The 18,171-nt window shown below is 72.1% G+C and carries 16 protein-coding genes; 6 read left to right on the forward strand and 10 right to left on the reverse strand.

The features are described from left to right. The first annotated feature begins 120 nt into the window (after positions 1–120). Positions 121–2,466: an ATP-binding cassette domain-containing protein gene (locus ACP4J0_RS19655; protein ID WP_426599976.1), complete on the forward strand. Its 2,346-nt coding sequence runs from the start codon at positions 121–123 to the stop codon at positions 2,464–2,466. Between the two features lie 44 nt (positions 2,467–2,510). On the opposite strand, the gene ACP4J0_RS19660 is transcribed toward ACP4J0_RS19655, so the two are convergent. From ACP4J0_RS19660 to ACP4J0_RS19685, 6 genes are all read right to left on the reverse strand, one after another. Further along, on the reverse strand, positions 2,511–3,371 hold the full coding sequence (locus ACP4J0_RS19660) for a DUF2382 domain-containing protein (RefSeq protein ID WP_426599977.1): 861 nt from the start codon (positions 3,369–3,371) through the stop codon (positions 2,511–2,513). Positions 3,372–3,443: 72 nt separating this feature from the next. Further along, positions 3,444–4,265 (reverse strand): lysophospholipid acyltransferase family protein, encoded by an 822-nt coding sequence (locus tag ACP4J0_RS19665; protein ID WP_426599978.1) that lies wholly within the window; start codon positions 4,263–4,265, stop codon positions 3,444–3,446. Beyond that, the gene (locus ACP4J0_RS19670) at positions 4,265–5,035 is read right to left on the reverse strand and encodes a GNAT family N-acetyltransferase (RefSeq protein ID WP_426599979.1); all 771 of its coding nucleotides are present in this window, start codon (positions 5,033–5,035) and stop codon (positions 4,265–4,267) included. Before ACP4J0_RS19670 ends, ACP4J0_RS19665 begins: the two co-directional genes overlap by 1 nt. 223 nt (positions 5,036–5,258) lie before the next feature. Beyond that, positions 5,259–6,008: a succinate dehydrogenase/fumarate reductase iron-sulfur subunit gene (locus ACP4J0_RS19675; RefSeq protein WP_426599980.1), complete on the reverse strand. Its 750-nt coding sequence runs from the start codon at positions 6,006–6,008 to the stop codon at positions 5,259–5,261. Beyond that, entirely contained in the window at positions 6,005–7,954 is a 1,950-nt protein-coding gene (locus ACP4J0_RS19680; RefSeq protein WP_426599981.1) for a fumarate reductase/succinate dehydrogenase flavoprotein subunit, read from the reverse strand. The genes ACP4J0_RS19675 and ACP4J0_RS19680 overlap by 4 nt, the downstream gene beginning before the upstream one ends. 1 nt (position 7,955) lies before the next feature. Beyond that, a complete protein-coding gene (locus ACP4J0_RS19685; RefSeq protein ID WP_426600026.1) occupies positions 7,956–8,627 on the reverse strand; it encodes a succinate dehydrogenase in 672 nt (223 codons plus the stop codon). A 131-nt stretch (positions 8,628–8,758) separates the two neighbouring features. Here ACP4J0_RS19685 and ACP4J0_RS19690 point away from each other — a divergent pair, with 131 nt between their 5' ends. Both ACP4J0_RS19690 and ACP4J0_RS19695 read left to right on the forward strand, forming a co-directional pair. Next, positions 8,759–9,643 (forward strand): LysR family transcriptional regulator, encoded by an 885-nt coding sequence (locus tag ACP4J0_RS19690; RefSeq protein WP_398134038.1) that lies wholly within the window; start codon positions 8,759–8,761, stop codon positions 9,641–9,643. 160 nt (positions 9,644–9,803) lie between these two features. After that, positions 9,804–10,814, forward strand: a complete 1,011-nt coding sequence (locus ACP4J0_RS19695) for a hypothetical protein (RefSeq protein ID WP_426599982.1) — start codon at positions 9,804–9,806, stop codon at positions 10,812–10,814. A gap of 30 nt (positions 10,815–10,844) precedes the next feature. Here the strand turns inward: ACP4J0_RS19695 and rmdA are convergent, their stop codons facing one another. The 3 genes from rmdA to ACP4J0_RS19710 all read right to left on the reverse strand — a co-directional run bounded on the left by rmdA (position 10,845) and on the right by ACP4J0_RS19710 (position 15,009). After that, on the reverse strand, positions 10,845–12,992 hold the full coding sequence (gene rmdA / locus ACP4J0_RS19700; protein ID WP_426599983.1) for a cyclic Di-GMP phosphodiesterase RmdA: 2,148 nt from the start codon (positions 12,990–12,992) through the stop codon (positions 10,845–10,847). Continuing rightward, positions 12,989–13,801: an SAM-dependent methyltransferase gene (locus ACP4J0_RS19705; RefSeq protein WP_426599984.1), complete on the reverse strand. Its 813-nt coding sequence runs from the start codon at positions 13,799–13,801 to the stop codon at positions 12,989–12,991. Before ACP4J0_RS19705 ends, rmdA begins: the two co-directional genes overlap by 4 nt. A 266-nt stretch (positions 13,802–14,067) precedes the next feature. Beyond that, positions 14,068–15,009: an SCO0930 family lipoprotein gene (locus ACP4J0_RS19710; RefSeq protein WP_426600027.1), complete on the reverse strand. Its 942-nt coding sequence runs from the start codon at positions 15,007–15,009 to the stop codon at positions 14,068–14,070. Positions 15,010–15,804: 795 nt separating this feature from the next. Here ACP4J0_RS19710 and ACP4J0_RS19715 point away from each other — a divergent pair. From ACP4J0_RS19715 to ACP4J0_RS19725, 3 genes are all read left to right on the forward strand, one after another. Beyond that, on the forward strand, positions 15,805–15,936 hold the full coding sequence (locus ACP4J0_RS19715) for a hypothetical protein (protein WP_345590120.1): 132 nt from the start codon (positions 15,805–15,807) through the stop codon (positions 15,934–15,936). A gap of 15 nt (positions 15,937–15,951) precedes the next feature. Further along, positions 15,952–16,716 carry a DUF4239 domain-containing protein gene (locus ACP4J0_RS19720; RefSeq protein ID WP_426599985.1) on the forward strand — a complete coding sequence of 255 codons (765 nt, stop codon included), beginning with the start codon at positions 15,952–15,954 and terminating at the stop codon, positions 16,714–16,716. A 223-nt stretch (positions 16,717–16,939) separates the two neighbouring features. After that, complete coding sequence (locus ACP4J0_RS19725) at positions 16,940–17,464, forward strand: hypothetical protein (RefSeq protein ID WP_426599986.1); 525 nt, start codon at positions 16,940–16,942, stop codon at positions 17,462–17,464. A gap of 203 nt (positions 17,465–17,667) precedes the next feature. Here the strand turns inward: ACP4J0_RS19725 and ACP4J0_RS19730 are convergent, their stop codons facing one another. Then, positions 17,668–18,162 carry a hypothetical protein gene (locus ACP4J0_RS19730; RefSeq protein WP_426599987.1) on the reverse strand — a complete coding sequence of 165 codons (495 nt, stop codon included), beginning with the start codon at positions 18,160–18,162 and terminating at the stop codon, positions 17,668–17,670. Positions 18,163–18,171: the final 9 nt, after the last annotated feature.

Raw genomic sequence — 18,171 nt, forward strand, 5'->3', positions numbered from 1 at the left:
GGGGTTTGTCCCACCGGTCCCACCGGTCCCACCGGCCCCACCGGCCCTGCCGGACCCACCGGATCCACCGGCCCCCGGTCGGCGCCGGCCGTCACCGAAGACCCTACGGAGTCCCCCGCGATGCACAGCCCCCACGACCCCTACGTCCGGGTGCGCGACGCCCGCGAGCACAACCTCAGGGGCGTGGACGTGGACGTCCCCCGGGACGTGGTGGCGGTGTTCACCGGTGTGTCGGGGTCGGGGAAGTCGTCGCTCGCGTTCGGGACGGTCTACGCGGAGGCGCAGCGGCGCTACTTCGAGTCGGTCGCGCCGTACGCCCGCAGGCTGATCCACCAGGTCGGCGCCCCGAAGGTCGGCGAGATCACCGGGCTGCCGCCCGCCGTGTCGCTGCAGCAGCGCCGCGCGGCGCCCACGTCCCGTTCCTCGGTCGGCACGGTCACCAACCTGTCCAACTCCCTGCGGATGCTGTTCTCCCGCGCCGGTGACTACCCGCCGGGCGCCCCGCGGCTCGACTCCGACGCCTTCTCGCCCAACACGGCGGCGGGGGCGTGCCCCGAGTGCCACGGGCTCGGCCGGGTGCACCGCACGACCGAGGAACTACTGGTTCCGGATCCGTCGCTCTCCGTCCGGGACGGCGCGATCGCCGCGTGGCCGGGCGCCTGGCAGGGCAAGAACCTGCGGGACGTCCTCGACGCGCTCGGGTACGACGTGGACCGGCCGTGGCGGGAGCTGCCCGCCGGGCAGCGGGAGTGGATCCTGTTCACGGACGAGCAGCCGGTGGTCACGGTGCACCCGGTGCGGGACGCGGGCCGCATCCAGCGGCCGTACCAGGGCACGTACATGAGCGCCCGCCGGTATGTGATGAAGACCTTCTCGGACTCCAAGAGCGCCACGCTGCGGGCGAGGGCCGAGCGCTTCCTCACCAGTGCGCCCTGCCCGGTCTGCGGCGGCGGCAGGCTGCGGCCCCAGGCTCTGGCGGTCACCCTCGGCGGCCGTACCATCGCCGAGCTGGCCGCGCTGCCGCTCACGGAACTCGCGAAAGCCCTGCCGACGGGCGGCGAGACGGCCCGGGTACTCGCCGGGGACCTCACCTCCCGGATCGCCCCCGTCGTCGAGCTGGGGCTCGGCTATCTGAGTCTCGACCGTGCGACGCCCACCCTGTCGGCGGGCGAGCTGCAGCGGCTGCGGCTGGCGACGCAGCTGCGCTCCGGGCTCTTCGGGGTCGTGTACGTCCTGGACGAGCCGTCCGCGGGACTGCACCCGGCGGACACCGAGGCGCTGCTGACGGTACTGGAGCGGCTGAAGGCGGCCGGCAACTCGGTGTTCGTGGTGGAGCACCACCTCGGCGTGGTGCGCGGCGCCGACTGGATCGTGGACGTCGGTCCGCGGGCGGGCGAGCACGGCGGGCGGGTGCTGTACAGCGGCCCGGTCGCCGGGCTGGCCGACGTCGGGGAGTCCGCGACCGCCCGCCACCTCTTCGACCGCTCCCCCGCGCCCGTCCGCGCGGTCCGGACCCCGCGAGGCACGGTGACGGTCGGCCCGGTCACCCGGCACAACCTGCGCGGGGTGACCGCCGAGTTCCCGCTCGGCGTCCTCACGGCGGTGACGGGCGTGTCCGGTTCCGGGAAGTCGACGCTCATCGGCGAGATCACCCAGGACCTGCCGGGGGTGGGCCGGCTGGTCTCCGTCGACCAGCGGCCGATCGGACGCACCCCGCGCTCCAACCTGGCCACGTACACGGGCCTGTTCGACGTGGTGCGCAAGGTCTTCGCGGCCACCGACGAGGCGCGGGAGAGGGGTTACGGTGTCGGCCGCTTCTCCTTCAACGTGCCGGGAGGCCGTTGCGAGACCTGCCAGGGCGAGGGGTTCGTCGGCGTCGAGCTGCTGTTCCTGCCGAGTACGTACGCGCCGTGCCCGGACTGCGGCGGGGCGCGCTACAACCCCGGGACGCTCGAAGTGGCGTACCGGGGGCGGAACATCGCCGAAGTGCTGGACCTGACGGTGGAGGGCGCCGCGGAGTTCTTCGCGGACACGCCGGCCGTGGCACGCAGCCTGGCCGCGCTGCTCGACGTCGGACTGGGCTACCTGCGGCTCGGCCAGCCGGCGACCGAGCTGTCCGGTGGCGAGGCGCAGCGCATCAAGCTGGCGAGCGAGCTGCAGCGGGGGCGTCGCGGCCACACGCTGTATCTCCTCGACGAGCCGACGACGGGTCTGCATCCGGCCGATGTCGAGGTGCTGATGCGCCAGTTGCACGGTCTCGTCGACGCCGGGCACACGGTGGTCGTGGTCGAGCACGACATGGCCGTGGTGGCGGGCGCCGACCGGGTGATCGACCTGGGGCCGGGCGGCGGCGAGGCGGGGGGCCGGATCGTCGCCGAGGGGCCGCCGGCCGAGGTGGCGCGCGCGGGCGGGAGTGCCACCGCCCCCTATCTGGCCGAGGCGCTGCACGGGGGAACGCGCTGGTGAAGGCACTTCGCCGGCGCGCGCCCTCGCGGTGACGGCAGGGACGCCTACGTGCGGCCCCGTCGGGTGTCGTCGTCGGTGGTGGCCTCGGTCTCGGCCTCGATCCGCTCCTTGCGGACCTGGCCGCGTACCGTCTCGTTCTCGGTGTGCTCCTCCGTGGTCATCCGGACACGCTCCACCGGCACCGTCTCCGTGTCGACAACGGGGCGTTCCTCGTGCAGCGTGACCTCGTGCTCGTCCTCGCTGATCTCCGGGCCGGAGAGCGCCGCGTCACGGTTGGCGTCCGTGATCGGTTCGCGCTCCACCCTCACTTCCTCGTGGCTCACCGGGACGGTCTGCTGGACCTCTTCCGTGACCACGTACTTGCGCAGCCTGGCCCGGCCGGACTCACGCCGTTCGACGCCTACGTGCATCTGCTCCTCGGAACGGGTCATGGCGTCGTCGCGCATGCCCGTCCGCTCCGGGGCGTCCTGGTAGCCGGTCGTGCCGGCCGTACCGGCGGCTCCCGCGGCTCCCGCGGCTCCGGCCGTGCCCGTGCCCGCGGCCCACCGGCCGTCGTCGGTCCGCTCGGCCTCGGAGAGCACGCTGTCCCAGTTGATGCCGTAGTAGTCGTAGAGCCGGTGCTCCTCGGTCTCCGACAGATGGCCGCCCGCGTCGACGTCGACGTTGGGCGCGTCCTTGACCTGGTCCTTGCGGTAGGGGACCTCGATGTGGTCCTGCACCAGCGAGGCGTCACGGATGGGTACGAAGGACTCGTTGGAGCCGAACATGCCCGTCTTGACGCTCACCCATTCGGGGCGCCCGGTCATGTCGTCGAAGAAGACGTGCTTGGCGTCGCCGATCTTGTTGCCGTCACCGTCGTAGACCGGATGGTCCAGGACGTTGGCGATCTCTTCACGGGTGATCATCTGGCATCACCCTCCTTCCGGAGTGCCTGCCTTCCGATTGTCCGCATCAGCAGTACGGAAACGGCACATACATCACAAAGCACACATACTTTTCGAAGGTGCTTTCCCCTGGGCGGCGCGGGCGAGCGACCGCCGGTCGGGGTGCCGGCCCGCTCCGATGACCGGCCCCACCTCCACCTCGGCGGTCAGCCCGCGCGCCGAGGCCACCCGCCACAGGGAGGCGAGCAGGGTGTCCTCCCCGACGAACGCGGGCGCCGTGCTCACCGCCCGCTCCCCGCTCCGGTACCGGATGCTGACCGGCTGGACCGGCACCGCGGCGTCCAGGGCGGCCTGGAAGACGGCCCGGTGGAAGTGTCCCTGGGCCCGGCCGCACCACGTGCTGCCCTCGGGGAAGGCGGCGACCGCGGCGCCCGCCCGCAGTGCCCCCGCGATCGCGGCGACCGTGTCCGGCAGGGCCCGCAGCCGGTCCCGTTCGATGAACAGCACGCCCGCGCGCGCGGCGAGCGGGCCCGCCACCGGCCAGTGCCGGATGTCGCTCTTGGCCAGCATCCTGGCAGGGCGCACGGCGGCCAGCAGGGGGATGTCGAGCCAGGAGACGTGGTTGGCGACGAGGAGCAGCCCGCCCTCGGGCGGGGCGGCCCCCGTGACGCGGACCCGGACGCCGGCGGCCCGCACGAGCCACCGGCACCAGTGCCGCACCACGGCGGCGGGGATCCTCCGCCGCGAGCGGGGGCTCCCCCGGCCGAGCGGTGTCAGCACGACCACGATCGCGGCCAGGAGCAGCACGGCGAGCACGGTGAGCCGCAGTACGGCGAGCGGTACGGCCGCCGCGGCCCGGGACGGCTCCACGCACGCCCCGGGGGTACAGGGCGCGGCGGGCAGCCAGGCGCTCATCAGGCCGGGACGAGCGAGAGGAAGTGCCGCAGATAGCGCGGGTCGACCCGGCTCATCGGCAGCAGCACGTACAGGTCGGCGACGCCGAAGTCCACGTCGTGCGCGGGCTCCCCGCAGACCCAGGCGCCGAGGCGGAGGTAGCCGCGCAGCAGGGCCGGCAGTTCGGTGCGGGCCGCCGGCCCCGCCGCGCGCGGGACCCACGGGAGCAGCGGCCGTACCCGGTACTCCTCGGGTGCCAGGTGCTTGGCCCGCACCCGGTCCCAGGTGCCGGCGGCGAGGGCGCCGCCGTCGGCGAGCGGGATCGAGCAGCAGCCTGCCAGCCACTCGTGGCCCTGGTCGGTCATGTAGCGGGCTATGCCGGCCCAGATGAGTCCGATGACGGCGCCGTCCCGGTGGTCGGGGTGCACGCAGGAACGGCCGACCTCGACGAGACCGGGCCGTATCGCGTCCAGCGCCGCGAGGTCGAACTCGCTCTCCGCGTACAGCCGCCCGGCGACCGCCGCGCGCTCCGGCGGCAGCAGCCGATAGGTGCCGACGACCTGCCCGGTCGTCTCCTCCCGCACCAGCAGGTGGTCGCAGTACGCGTCGAAGGGATCGACGTCGTACCCGGGCTGCGGGCCGGCGAGCAGCGCGCCCATCTCCCCGGCGAAGACATCGTGCCGCAGCCGCTGCGCGGCCCGCACGTCCTCCTCGTCACGGGCGAGGGCGACGGTGTAGCGGCGGGGTGCGGCAGGCTTCGGGGGACGGTCTGCGGTCAGTACGCCGGGCATGGCACTCTCCTGGTCACGGGCCGGGGCGGCGACGGCGGACCGACGGTGTACGGTCTGCCGCCCCTGTTCTTCCGCTGCCGGTTGGCCGGTGCGTGACCTGGGCCGGGAGAGTGGATGTGGGCCTGTTGAATGCCAGGGGCGGGAAGCGAGACGGGGCCGGGAGGAGCACCTCTCCCGGCCCCGTCCGTCCGCACCTTCCGGCGAACGTCCGGTCGGGCCCCGGCTAACGCCTGGCCACCTTGCGCGTGGCCCGCAGCCACTCCTTGTTCATGCTGGTGATGGACACCAGGGGGATGCCCTTCGGGCACGCCGTGGCGCATTCGCCGGCGAGGGTGCAGCCGCCGAAGCCCTCGTCGTCCATCTGCGCCACCATGTCCAGCACCCGGGTCTCGCGCTCGGGCGCCCCCTGCGGCAGGACGTTCAGGTGGTTGACCTTCGCCGAGGTGAACAGCATCGCCGCCCCGTTCGGGCAGGCCGCGACGCACGCGCCGCAGCCGATGCACTCTGCGTGTTCGAAGGCGAGCTCGGCGTCCGGCTTCGGCACCGGGGTCGCGTGGGCCTCCGGCGCGGCGCCCGTGGGCGCGGTGATGTAGCCGCCGGCCTGGATGATGCGGTCGAAGGCCGAACGGTCGACGACCAGGTCCTTCACCACCGGGAAGGCGGACGCCCGCCACGGCTCGATGTCGATGGTGTCGCCGTCCTGGAAGGACCGCATGTGCAACTGGCAGGTGGTGGTGCGCTCGGGCCCGTGGGCGTCGCCGTTGATGACCAGCGAACAGGCGCCGCAGATGCCCTCGCGGCAGTCGTGGTCGAAGGCGACCGGGTCCTCGCCCTTGAGGATGAGCTCCTCGTTGAGGGTGTCGAGCATCTCCAGGAAGGACATGTCCCGGGAGATGCCGTCCACCTCGTACGTGGACATGGCGCCGTCGGCGTCGGCGTTCTTCTGCCGCCAGACGCGCAGGGTGAGCTTCATGCGTAGCTCCGCTGAGTGGGGTGGACGTACTCGAAGACCAGGTCTTCCTTGTGCAGGGCCGGGGCCTGTCCCGTACCCGTGAACTCCCAGGCGGCGGCGTACCCGAACAGGTCGTCCCTGCGGGCCGCCTCGCCGTCCGGGGTCTGGGACTCCTCCCGGAAGTGGCCGCCGCAGGACTCGGCCCGGTGCAGCGCGTCGAGGCACATCAGCTCGGCGAGCTCCAGGTAGTCGATGATGCGGTTGGCCTTCTCCAGGGACTGGTTGAACTCCTCGCCGGTGCCGGGGACCTTGATGCGCCGCCAGAACTCCTCGCGGATCTGCGGGATGCGCCCCAGGGCCTTGCGCAGGCCGGAGTCGGTGCGGGCCATGCCGCAGAACTCCCACATCAGTTCGCCCAGTTCGCGGTGGAAGGAGTCCGGCGTGCGGTCCCCGTCCACGGAGAGGAGCAGGTTGAGCCGGTCCTCGGTCTCGGCCAGCACCTCCTGCACCGCCGGGTGGCCGTCGTCGACCTCGTCCTTGTGGGGGTTGCGGGCGAGGTAGTCGTTGATGGTGGCCGGCAGGACGAAGTAGCCGTCGGCGAGGCCCTGCATCAGCGCGGAGGCGCCGAGCCGGTTGGCGCCGTGGTCGGAGAAGTTGGCCTCGCCGATGGCGAACAGGCCCGGGACGGTGGTCTGGAGGTCGTAGTCCACCCACAGTCCGCCCATCGTGTAGTGCACGGCGGGGTAGATCCGCATCGGTACCGTGTACGGGTCCTCGTCGGTGATCCGCTGGTACATGTCGAAGAGGTTGCCGTACTTGGCCTCGACCGCCCCCCGGCCCATGCGCTTGATCGCGTCGGCGAAGTCCAGGTACACGCCCTGGCCGCCGGGCCCCACTCCCCTGCCCTCGTCGCAGACGTTCTTGGCGGCGCGGGAGGCGATGTCGCGGGGGACGAGGTTGCCGAAGGACGGGTAGACGCGCTCCAGGTAGTAGTCGCGCTCGTCCTCGGGGATCTTGTTCGGCGGGCGGTCGTCGCCCTTGGCCTTCGGCACCCAGATCCGGCCGTCGTTGCGCAGCGACTCGCTCATCAGCGTCAGCTTGGACTGGTGGTCGCCGGTGCGCGGGATGCAGGTGGGGTGGATCTGCGTGAAGCAGGGGTTGGCGAAGTACGCGCCGCGCCGGTGCGCCCGCCACACGGCGGTCGCGTTGGAGTTCATCGCGTTGGTCGACAGGTAGAAGACGTTGCCGTAACCGCCGGAGGCCAGGACCACGGCGTCGGCGAAGTACGTGTCGATCTTCCCGGTGATCAGGTCCCGGGCGACGATGCCGCGCGCCCGGCCGTCCACGACGATCAGGTCCAGCATCTCGGTGCGCGGGTGCATCTCGATGTTGCCCGCCGCGATCTGCCTGCTGAGGGCCTGGTAGGCGCCGAGCAGCAGCTGCTGGCCCGTCTGGCCGCGGGCGTAGAACGTGCGGGAGACCTGGACGCCGCCGAACGAGCGGGTGTCGAGGAGGCCGCCGTACTCGCGGGCGAAGGGCACGCCCTGCGCCACGCACTGGTCGATGATCTCGACCGAGATCTGGGCGAGCCGGTGCACGTTGGACTCGCGGGAGCGGAAGTCGCCGCCCTTGACCGTGTCGTAGAACAGGCGGTGGACGGAGTCGCCGTCGTTGCGGTAGTTCTTCGCGGCGTTGATGCCGCCCTGCGCGGCGATGGAGTGGGCCCGGCGGGGCGAGTCCTGGTAGCAGAACTGGACGACGCGGTAGCCCTGTTCGGCGAGCGTCGCGCCGGCCGAGCCGCCCGCGAGGCCGGTACCCACCACGATGACGGTCTGCTTGCGCCGGTTGGCGGGGTTGACCAGCTTCGCCTCGAAACGGCGCGTGTCCCAGCGCTCGTTGACCGGCCCGGCGGGGGCCTTGGTGTCGGCGACCGGCGCACCGGTCGTGTAGTCGGCGTAGGTTGTCATGTCAGCTCACCACTCCGGTCATGACGCCCACGGGTACGGCGACGAAGCCGGCCGTGAGCAGCAGCGCGAGGACGTTGGCGACGGTCTTGAGGGCGCGGTCGCGGGTGCGGCTGCCGGCGCCGAGGGTCTGGGCGGCGCTCCAGAAGCCGTGCCGGACGTGCATGCCGACGGCGAGCACCGCGACGATGTAGATGACGTTGCCGTACCAGGTGGAGAAGGTGTCCACGACGTTCTGGTAGGGCTTGCCCGTCTCGAAACCGCCGGAGTGCACGGTGCCCGTGGTCAGGTCCAGGATGTGCCAGACGATGAACAGCGCCAGGATGATCCCGCCCCAGCGCATGGTGCGCGTCGCGTAACTGGAACGCGGCTTCCTGTGCACGTACTTGCTGGGCCGCGCCTTGATGTCGCGGCGGCTGAGCTGGTACGCGGAGACGGCGTGGGCGACGACGGCGACGACCAGCACCACGCGGACCAGCCAGAGCGTCCACTCGTAGTGCATGAACGGTTCGCCGACCGTGCGCAGCCAGTGGGCGTAGTGGTTGAACTCGCTCGCCCCGAAGAAGATCTTCAGGTTACCGATCATGTGGGCGACCAGGTAGAGCAGCATGACGAGACCGCTGACCGCCATCACTGTCTTCTTGCCGACGGTCGAGTCCCACACGGTGCGCGCCATGGACGGCCGTCGGTCCGTCCGCGTTGCCAGAGCCATGGCACAGGACGCTACGGGGCCGAGGGCCCATCGGTCCAAGACATGGAAAACCTGGATTCCATAGAGTCTGCCTATCAGCGCCGTATACTGGGAGTATGCAGCTGCAACAGCTCCAGTACTTCGTGGCGGTCGCCGAGACCCGGCACTTCACCAGGGCCGCCGAGGTGGTCCACGTCGCGCAGCCGTCACTGTCGCAGCAGATCAAGGCGCTGGAGCGGGAGCTGGGCGCCGACCTCTTCCTGCGGGCGCGCGGCAACATCACCCTCACCGACGCCGGGGAGGCGCTGCTGCCGCTGGCCCGGCGCATCCTGGCCGACGCGGACACCGCCCGGCACGAGGTGCTGGAGCTGGTGCAGCTGCGCCGCGGCCGGGTCAGGCTGGGCGCCACCCCGAGCCTGTGCACCGGTCTGCTCCCCGATGTGCTGCGCGCCTTCCACGACCGCTATCCCGGAATCCGGCTGCTGATCGAGGAGGGCGGCTCGCACGACCTGGTGCGGGAACTGGCGCGCGGTGCGCTCGATCTCGCCCTGGTCGTGCTGCCGCTGCCCACCGCCTCACCGGCACTGACCACGGTGGAGCTGCTGCGGGAGGATCTGGTGGTGGTGTCCTCTCCGGAGTCACCCCGGCCGGGCGGCGGGCGCCGCGCCGTGCGCATCGCCGACCTGGAGGGCGAACGCCTGGTGATGTTCCGGCACGGCTACGACCTGCGAGAGCTGACCGTGGCCGCGTGCCGTGCCGAGGGGTTCGAGCCGGACTTCGCGGTGGAGGGCGGAGAGATGGACGCGGTGCTGGGCTTCGTGCGGGCCGGACTGGGCATGGCGGTCGTACCCCGGATGGTGGCCGCCCGCTCCGGGCACGGACTGCGGGTGACGCCGCTGGCCCGTCCCGGCCTGAACCGCACGATCGCCCTGGCCCATCGCAGCGACGTGGCCCCGCCGAGGGCGGCGCGGGAGTTGCAGCGGATGCTGCTGGAGCGGTGACGGGAGAGGCGGAGCGCAGCACGCGGCGGCGGAGGCGCGGCACCGGGCCCATGCGGATCGCCCGCGCTGCCCTCGTGTCTGCCCGCCCGCCCCTGCCGCCACCCGCACGCGGGCACCCATCCTGAGGGATTACCTCTGTTCGATTGTGAGGGAGACATCGATGCGGACACGTGGGACGCGACCGGACGAGGCCGTCACGGCACAACGCGCTACGGCGCTCAGACGCCACGAGGCACCTCTCTTCCCCGGTGGCCGGCCCCTCGCGACACCCGCGACCCTCACGGCCGTACAGCGCACCGCGGGCAACACCGCCGCGCGGCACGTCGTGGCCCGCTCGGCACGCTCCGGCACCGCACTGCCCGTGCAGCGCGCGGCTGACGAGACCGCCGCCGAGCAGGCCTCGAAGAAGAACAGCACCGCCACCCGCGCCTTCGCCAAGGGCTTCGCCAACTTCGTCTACAGCCACGACAACCTGAGCTTCGACGAGGCCTACTGGGAGTTCACCGAGATCCAGAAAATCTACACGCACGACGTGTTCGGCGATGCGGGCTTCCAGAAGAACGTGAAGGACCAGATCTGGGAACGGACCCAAAAAAAGATCAACGACTACAAGAAGGAGGCCCGTCCCATGAACATCCCCGAGGGGGATCCGGTCCGCCTCTACCGCAAGATGTCCGCGTTGGAGGCCGAGGTCTTCCTGAAGCCCAAGAGCGCGAAGGCCGGCATCGTCGATTCCATGAAGGCGAGGGAGAGCAAGCAGTACCGGAAGTACTTCACGACCTCCCTCGTCCACACCGCCAAGTTCAGCAACGAGAACGCGGCGGACGCGGACAACGAGAAGGTCCTCGAATTCACGATACCCGCGGCGGACTACTGGAACTTCTTCCAGAAATACGCTCAGCCCAATCAGAAGGCCGGCGCCTTCGACCGGGCGGATTCCGCGGTGGTCAACCAGGAGGGCCTCCGTGTCGGACCGGAGGTCAACTTCCTCGACGACAACCGGGTCAAGGAGGTCCTCCAGAAGAAGACGCACCACAACATCGGCATCGGCGGAGGCAACGTCGCCGACTTCGCCAAGATCGCCACCCGTGTCGCGGAAGTGGAGCCGAGCCGGGTGGAGAGCGCCATCGCCGCCTCCAGGGCCTCGATGGCGGCGACTCTCGCCCTGTAGCAGCCGCCGTCGAGGCCCGGAGGCCGGCCCTCACAGGCCGGCCGCGTCCACCAGGGCCAGTTCGTGCAGACGATCCGGTGGGCCCGGGCGGGCGTAGTACCAGCCCTGGGCCGTGTCGCAGCCGAGTATGCGGAGCTGCTCGGCCTGGGCACCCGTCTCCACGCCCTCCACCGTGACCGTGAGGTCCAGGCTGTGGGCCAGGGCGACGATGCCCTCGACGATCTTGAGATCGACCGGGTCCGCCGGGAACCGCTGCATGCTCTGGGTGAACGAGCGGTCCAGCTTGAGGACGCTCACCGGCAGCCGGCGCAGGTTGGCGAGGTTCGAATAGCCGGTGCCGAAGTCGTCCAGGGCGATGTCGACGCCCATCTCGGCGAGCCGGCGCAGCGGCTTCAGCAGGTCGTCGTCCGCGCCGATCAGCGCCGATTCCGTGACCTCCAGGCAGAGCGCGTCGGGCGTGACCCCGGTCCGCTCCAGGATGTCCACGGTGTCCTGGACCAGGCCGGGATGGGTGAGCTGGCAGGGCGAGAGGTTGACGTTGATCCGCAGCGGGCCCGCGGGGGTCGTCCCGCCGTACCGCTCCCGCCAGGCGCGGGCCTGCCGCACGGACTGCTCCAGCACCCAGCGGCCCAGCGGCACGATCAGCCCCGTGTGCTCCGCGAGCGGGATGAACCGGTCCGGGCCGAGCACACCGTGCTGCGGGTGCAGCCAGCGCACCAGTGCCTCGGCGCCGTGCACGCTGCCGTCGCCGAGGTGCACCAGCGGCTGGTACTCGATGAAGAACTCACCCCGTTCCAGGGCCGCCGGCAGCGCGGTGGTCAGGCCGTGCCGGGTGATGACGCGGGCGTCGGCCTCCGGGTCGGCGAGCTCGAAGCGGTTGCCGCCCGCCGACTTGGCCCGGTACATGGTGATGTCGGCGCTGCGCAGCACCTCCGCCGGGCTGCGCTCGCCCGCCTGGCCCTCCACGACGCCGATGCTGCCGCGCACGGTCAGTTCGCGGCCGTCGATGCTGATGGGGGCGAGCAGCGCGTTCATGATCCGCCCGGCCAGCTCGTCGGCCTCGTGCCGGGTGTCCGTGCCGGTGGTCAGCGCGACGAACTCGTCGCCGCCGAGCCGGGCCACCATCTCGCCGGGCGCGGTGGCGCAGGCCTGCAGGCGGTCGGCGACCTCCACGAGGAGCCGGTCACCGGCCGCGTGACCGAGGCTGTCGTTGACGGTCTTGAAGCCGTCGAGGTCGAGATAGCACAGGCCGAAGCGCCGGCCGGGCCCCGCGCTCAGGGCCTTCTCCAGGCGTTCGAAGAAGAAGCTGCGGTTGGGCAGGCCCGTGAGCGCGTCGTGCGTGGCCTCGTAACGCAGCCGCAGATTGAGCAGCCGGCGCTCGGTGGTGTCCTCCATCAGCGCGAGCTGGTACTGCGGGGTACCGTCGGCGTCGCGCAGCAGGGAGACGGTCAGATTGGTCCACAGGACCGTTCCGTCGGGCCGGTAGAAGGCCTTCTCCACGTGGTAGTGCTCGCGCTCGCCGCGCACCAGCTCGTCGTAGAGCCGCCAGGTCTGCGGCGCGTCGTCGGGGTGCGTCCACTCCACGGCCCTGCGGCCGCCCAGGGTCGGGTCGGCGATGCCGAACATACGCATCAACGCGTCGTTGACCTGGAGGATGTTGCCCTCCAGGTCGGCGATGCCGATGCCTATGGCGGCACCCTCGAAGACCGCGCGGAAGCGGGCCTCACTGGCGTGCAGGGCCTCGGCCACCACACCCTGTGCCTTCAGGGCGGCCTGCGCGATGGCCTCCTGTTCGGCCAGGGTCCGGGCGCGCAGCGCCCCGGCGAAACCGGCCGCCATGGCGTGCTGGAGCCGCGCCGAACGGGCCCGCAGGCCCTCGGGGTCGCCGCCCTCCCCGCAGTAGAGCACGAGGTAGGCGTCGACGCAGTCCAGGGTCCGGGCGAGCGCTTCGGGGTCGGTGCAGTGCGAGTCGACGAGCGCCGCGCCGACCGCCCTGGCCTCCTCGGCGTCGAGGCTCCGCGCCCGCAGCACCTCGCTCAGCCGGCGGGCCAGCGGCAGCAGTTCCTCCTCGAACTCGGGCCGGGTCGACGACGTCGAGGTCACCGGGAACACCGCTCGGCTCCAGATCGTCGCGAACCGGCGCAGTCTGCCCTCCGGCCCGTCCGGCTCCGCGATCACGCCGTACGCCCCACGCCGGCGAACCCCGAGAACGCATACGGGTCCTCGTCCTCCGGCACCCCTTCGGGCCGCCAGCGCGGCATCGGAACCAGTCCGGGTTCCACCATGTCGTACCCCTCGAAGAACCGCGCGATCTCGTCGCGCGAACGCATGATCAGCGGATGGCGGATGCCCTTGTACACGTCCACCGCGCCCCCGGCCCGCTCGGCGGGCAGGGGGATTCCCTCGTACGAGGCGTGCGTGAGGACCAGCAGGCTGCCGGGCGCGAGCGCGTCGCTCAGCTCGGCCACCGCCGCGTACGGGTCGTCCGCGTCTTCCACGAAGTGCAGTATGGCAACCAACAGCAGGGCCACCGGCCGATTCAGGTCGATCAGCCGCTCCACCTGCGGGCTGGAGAGGATCTCCCGCGGCTTGAGGAGGTCGGCGGCGACGACGTCCGCGTCGTCGTGGCCCGCCAGGACGGCCTCGCTGTGCGCGACCGCCACCGGGTCGTGGTCGACGTACACGACACGGGCACCGGGGCGGCTGCGCCCGGCCACCTCGTGGACGTTGCCGAAGGTGGGGATGCCGGAGCCGATGTCGAGGAACTGGTCGATGCCCTCGGCGGCCGCGAAGCGCACGGCGCGGCGCATGAACGCCCGGTTCGCCTGCATGATCTTGGGGAGTCCCGGCAGGAACTCCATGGCCTTGCGGGCCGCTTCCCGGTCGACCTCGAAGTTGTGCGAACCGCCCAGGTAGAAGTCGTAGATCCGGGACACGCTGGGCACCGAGATGTCGATGCTGCGGGGGGCCCAGGCGGGACGCTCCATCTAGCTCTCCAAGGCATAGGCGATCCGGTGTTCGAGGTGAGGCTACTGATCGTCCGGCAAAGGGGCGAGCCCAAACGGAAATTGACAGTCCGTTCCCGGTCACTGCCCGGGGCACGTGCCGCGCGCCAAGACACACCAAAGCACGCGAACGGGGCCGCTCCCTCCGCCTTGGTACGGAGGGAGCGGCCCGCTGTCCGCGCTGGGGGCGTCTCCGACGCCCACGGGTCGGTCCGGGGACCGCCCGCGGCGCCGGCCGACGCCAGGTCCTACTTCCTCGGCGCGCCGACCGGCTTCCCGTCGGGCGCGACGGCGTACCAGGTGCCGCCGACGCCCTGGCCGTTGGTGTCGCCGGCCTTCTTGTCACCGGCGAAGGTGTAGACCGGCCAGCAGTCCACCGTCTGCTGCTCGGCGCCGTCGGGCCGGGTGAACGTCATCAGGTCCTTCTTCACGACACCCTCGGTGTCATCGGGCTCCACGGGCGCCACGACCGGCCACTTCTCCAGGCAGGCGCCGGTGCACGCCGAGACCGGCTTCGGCCAGGCCTCGTCCTTCATGAAGCGGTAGACGGTCATGCCGTTCCCGTCGACGACGATCTCGCCGAGCTCCGGATCGTCGCGGGTGGACAGTCCGGGCCGGTCGGCCGCCTCGGCCTTCCCGCCGTCGGCGGCGAGGGCGTACCACGTGCCGCCCACGCCCTGGCCCTTGACGTCCCCGGCGGCGGCGTCCTTGGCGTAGCGGTACGCCGGCCAGCCGCCGATGGTCAGCTGCCGGGTGCCGTCGGGCCGGGTGACCTCGCCGAGCAGCGCCTTGTCGATGCCCTCGCCGGCGAGGGCGTCGTCCGCGGCCACGGGGGGCCATGCGGTGGCGCAGTCGGCCTCGCACGTGGTTTTGGGCGGCTTGGCGGTGTCCTCGTCGAAGCGGTAGAGGGTGCGGCCCGCTCCGTCGGTCACCAGCTCGCCGATCTCGGCGTTCGTGGAGACGGACAGCTTGCCCGCGGGCTGCGGCGGGCTCGCCGGCGCCTGTGCGCCGTCCGTGCCGGTCCCGAGTCCGTCGCCGGCGCCGATGGTGCCGACATCGCCGGGCGCGGCCGTGGCACCCACGTTCTGGCTGCCGGTGGCGCTGCCGCCGTCCTGGCCGCACGCCGTCGTCAGCGCCAGCACCACCGCGGCGCTCGCCACGAGTGAGGCGCTCCGCCAGGAGGTCTTCATCGTCAATCCCCGATCATCACGAAGGTGTTGGGACGGCCGCTGCGCCGCCGCACGACACTGGGTACGCACGGGAGAGCGGGTCGTGTTCAACGGGGCGCGGTTTTCCTTCCGGGGCCTCCCCGGCCCGCTGCCGCGCCCGGTACACCCGGTACGCCCGCTCGTACGCGGGTGCGAGCCGCGGCGCGAGCGGGTGTGCGCCGGTCAAACCGCCAGGTGGCCCGTGTACCTCCTTCGGGTCAATCGTCCGGTAATCGGGCGTGGCCCCGCGCGTCAGGCTTGATGATCTGCGTCGTGCATGGACTCGAACCGACCCGACCCGCCTCTGCCGGACGGGTGCTGGCCCTGGTGACACTGACGTTCACGCTCGTCGGTGCCCCCATCGGCCCGGCGCAGGCCGACGCCTGCGCGTACGTGTCGACCGGACCGGGCGGCATCGACGTGGTGGCGGTCGCCGGAAGCGGCTCCTGGCCGACCTTCCCGCCGTGCCCCGAGCCCTCACCGCCGCCCCCACCCACCCCGACTCCAACTCCGCCGCCCCCACCACCACCGCCTCCCCCTCCCCCTCCGTCTCCGTCACCGTCTCCGCCGAAGCCCACGCCCCCGCCCCCGCCCCCGCCGAAGCCCGAACCGCCGGCGCCGCCCACTCCGAAGCCCGAGCCTCCGCCCGCCCCGCGGCCGGTGCCGGCCCGGCCGACGCCGGCCCCGACGCCCAGCCCCACCCCGACGCCGGTCCGTCCCGCGGCTCCCGCGCCCGCCCCGTCGGCCACGCCCACGCCCCGGCCTTCGCTCAGCCCGGTGCACTACCCGCGCTACCGCGCCGCACGCCAGCAACAGCGCCCCTCACGCGGTGCCACGTCGCCGCTCGTCTTCGTCCTGCTCATCACGGTGCCCGCGGTGGTCGCCGTCGCCGCGCTCCGTGCGCGCTGATCCCTGGAGGCCCTCTTGCCGGAATGGCTTGTTCTCACCCTCGCGATGCTGTCCGCCTGCGTCGTGGTCGTCATCATCACCGTCGTACGGCACCGCAGGGCGTCCGACGACGAGGACATCACCGAGACCCCGGACGTCATCGAGTACATGACGATGTGGATCGGCGTGGTGTACGCCATCGTCCTGGGTCTGGCCATCGCCGGGGTCTGGGAGGCACGCAGCGCCGCACAGGACCACGTACAGGCGGAGGCGGTCGCGCTGCACGAGATCTCGGAACGCGTCCGGGTCTATCCGCCCGACGTCCGTGACCGCATCCGGGAGGATGTCAACGCCTATGTCGGACACGTCGTCACCACCGAGTGGAAGGCCATGGCCGACCGCGGCGAGGTGACCGAACGCGGCACCGAGCTCCTCGACCGCGTCCGCGCGGACGTCACCGACTACGAGCCGAGGTCCGACTTCGAGGCCCAGGCGTACCAGCCGCTCGTCGACCAGGTGACCGCCGCGGACCAGGCCCGCATCGCCCGGGCGGAGTCGACCGGGGCGACCATGCCGGGTGTGGTGTGGTTCGGGCTCGTGACGGGAGGCGTCGTCACGGTCGGCATGGTCTTCGCCCTGCAGATCCGGCGTACGACACGCGAACTGGTGCTCGCCGGGCTGTTCTCGGCGCTGATCGCCTTCCTGCTCTTCCTGATCTGGGATTTCGACGCACCGTTCAGCCGCGGCGTCGCGGCGTCCACGGATCCGTTCCTGAGCCTCTTCCCCGGGGCCGAGGGCTGACGCACCCACCCGTGCGTCCCCCGGCGGCCCCTGCACCGGGAAGCCGCCGGGGGATGCCCGACACACCGTCACGGTCCCCTGAGCGGCCCACACGTTTGCCCCATTCGCGCGACTGCGATCGCGCCGACGCGCACGGCTTCCTAGCGTTTCGGGCATCGAGGTGCATTTCTGGCGCGAGCGGAACAGGTCCGCCGCCGCTCCTCGGGGACCCGGAGGATTCACCATGCGCGCGATACCCGTCGCCTCGGTCGCACTGCTGGGCGCCGCCGCCCTCGCCGCCTGCGTACCGGCCGGGGCGGCCACAGGCGGCAGCCCGACGTTCGGCTTCCTCGTCCACCCCGCCACCGTCGCGCCGGGAGGCGAGGTCACGCTGGGGGTGGGCCGCGGTGCCGACGGCTGCCGGGGACGCGTGACGGTCTCGTCGCCGGTGTTCGACACGGTCACCATCCCGCGGCACGAGTCGTCGGCGACGACGCGGGTCGACCGGGACGCCAGGCGCGGTACGGTCCACCCGGTGAGGTTCGCCTGTGACAGGCGGACCGGGACCGTGAACCTGACCATCGCGGGCGGCCACTCGCACCGCCCGCCCGCCGAATCCCGCCATCCCAAGGGCGTGCACGCCGGCGAGGGCGGCAGCACCGCCGGGTTCGACGTGCGGGAGACCGGGCTCGGCGCCCTGTTCATCGCGGGCTCGGTCGGGGCGGCGTACCACCTCTCGCGCCGGCGCTCCGGCGAGGACGGCGCCTGATCTCCCCGCCCCGCGCGCCGGCACGGCTTCGCCCCGGATCCTCGACGGGTCTGGGGCGAAGCCGTGCCGGCGCGCGACGCGCGGTCCGGCCGTGCGACGCGGGCGCGCGATCGGCAGGGGCCGGACGGGCCCGCCCCCGAAGGGCAGAGCCCGTACGGTGACTGGCCGAAGACGGAAGGGGACCGGGGGCGGCGGGGAACGGGTCAGATCCTCCGCTCGGCCCGGCGGCGCATCCAGAACAGTCCGCCACCGGCGACGGCCGCGGCGACGAGCCCGCCGCCGATCGCGATGTCGGCCGGGGTCGCCCCGCTGGAGCTGCTGCCGCCGAGGCCACCGCGGACACCGCCGATGACGGTGAAGGCGGCCGGACGCGTCAGTCGCCTGCCGGAGCAGTTGACGGTGATGTCGTACGAACCCGGCCGGGCGTCCTCCTTGATGGTGGCGGTGCCCTTGGACGTCTCGTTGGCACCCCTGACCGGGGTCAGGTGGGTCGTCCGGAACGCGTCCGAGGTCATCGTGCCACCCTGCGGGCAGCCGTCGACCGTGACGGTCATCTGCCCACCGCGGGCGATCACGCTGGGCAGGGCGACGATGTTGGACGGCTGGTTGTGGTCGCCGCCGGCGGTGGCCGTGGGGGCGGCCAGCCCGAGGACAGCGACCGCGGCGCCGGCTGCCGCGAGGGCACGAGTGTTACGCATGTGATCCTC

The sequence above is a fragment of the Streptomyces sp. WG7 genome, assembly GCF_049975785.1.
Taxonomy (GTDB): domain Bacteria; phylum Actinomycetota; class Actinomycetes; order Streptomycetales; family Streptomycetaceae; genus Streptomyces.

Bases quoted from the DNA above. Each gene is read 5' to 3' on its own strand.
- ACP4J0_RS19670 (WP_426599979.1), bottom strand. From the start codon at position 5,035: ATGCCCGGCGTACTGACCGCAGACCGTCCCCCGAAGCCTGCCGCACCC.
- ACP4J0_RS19710 (WP_426600027.1), bottom strand. From the start codon at position 15,009: ATGAAGACCTCCTGGCGGAGCGCCTCACTCGTGGCGAGCGCCGCGGTG.
- ACP4J0_RS19665 (WP_426599978.1), bottom strand. From the start codon at position 4,265: ATGAGCGCCTGGCTGCCCGCCGCGCCCTGTACCCCCGGGGCGTGCGTG.
- ACP4J0_RS19660 (WP_426599977.1), bottom strand. From the start codon at position 3,371: ATGATCACCCGTGAAGAGATCGCCAACGTCCTGGACCATCCGGTCTAC.
- ACP4J0_RS19725 (WP_426599986.1), top strand. From the start codon at position 16,940: ATGCGCGCGATACCCGTCGCCTCGGTCGCACTGCTGGGCGCCGCCGCC.
- ACP4J0_RS19730 (WP_426599987.1), bottom strand. From the start codon at position 18,162: ATGCGTAACACTCGTGCCCTCGCGGCAGCCGGCGCCGCGGTCGCTGTC.
- ACP4J0_RS19655 (WP_426599976.1), top strand. From the start codon at position 121: ATGCACAGCCCCCACGACCCCTACGTCCGGGTGCGCGACGCCCGCGAG.
- ACP4J0_RS19675 (WP_426599980.1), bottom strand. From the start codon at position 6,008: ATGAAGCTCACCCTGCGCGTCTGGCGGCAGAAGAACGCCGACGCCGAC.
- ACP4J0_RS19680 (WP_426599981.1), bottom strand. From the start codon at position 7,954: ATGACAACCTACGCCGACTACACGACCGGTGCGCCGGTCGCCGACACC.
- ACP4J0_RS19705 (WP_426599984.1), bottom strand. From the start codon at position 13,801: ATGGAGCGTCCCGCCTGGGCCCCCCGCAGCATCGACATCTCGGTGCCC.
- ACP4J0_RS19695 (WP_426599982.1), top strand. From the start codon at position 9,804: ATGCGGACACGTGGGACGCGACCGGACGAGGCCGTCACGGCACAACGC.
- ACP4J0_RS19685 (WP_426600026.1), bottom strand. From the start codon at position 8,627: ATGGCGCGCACCGTGTGGGACTCGACCGTCGGCAAGAAGACAGTGATG.
- ACP4J0_RS19690 (WP_398134038.1), top strand. From the start codon at position 8,759: ATGCAGCTGCAACAGCTCCAGTACTTCGTGGCGGTCGCCGAGACCCGG.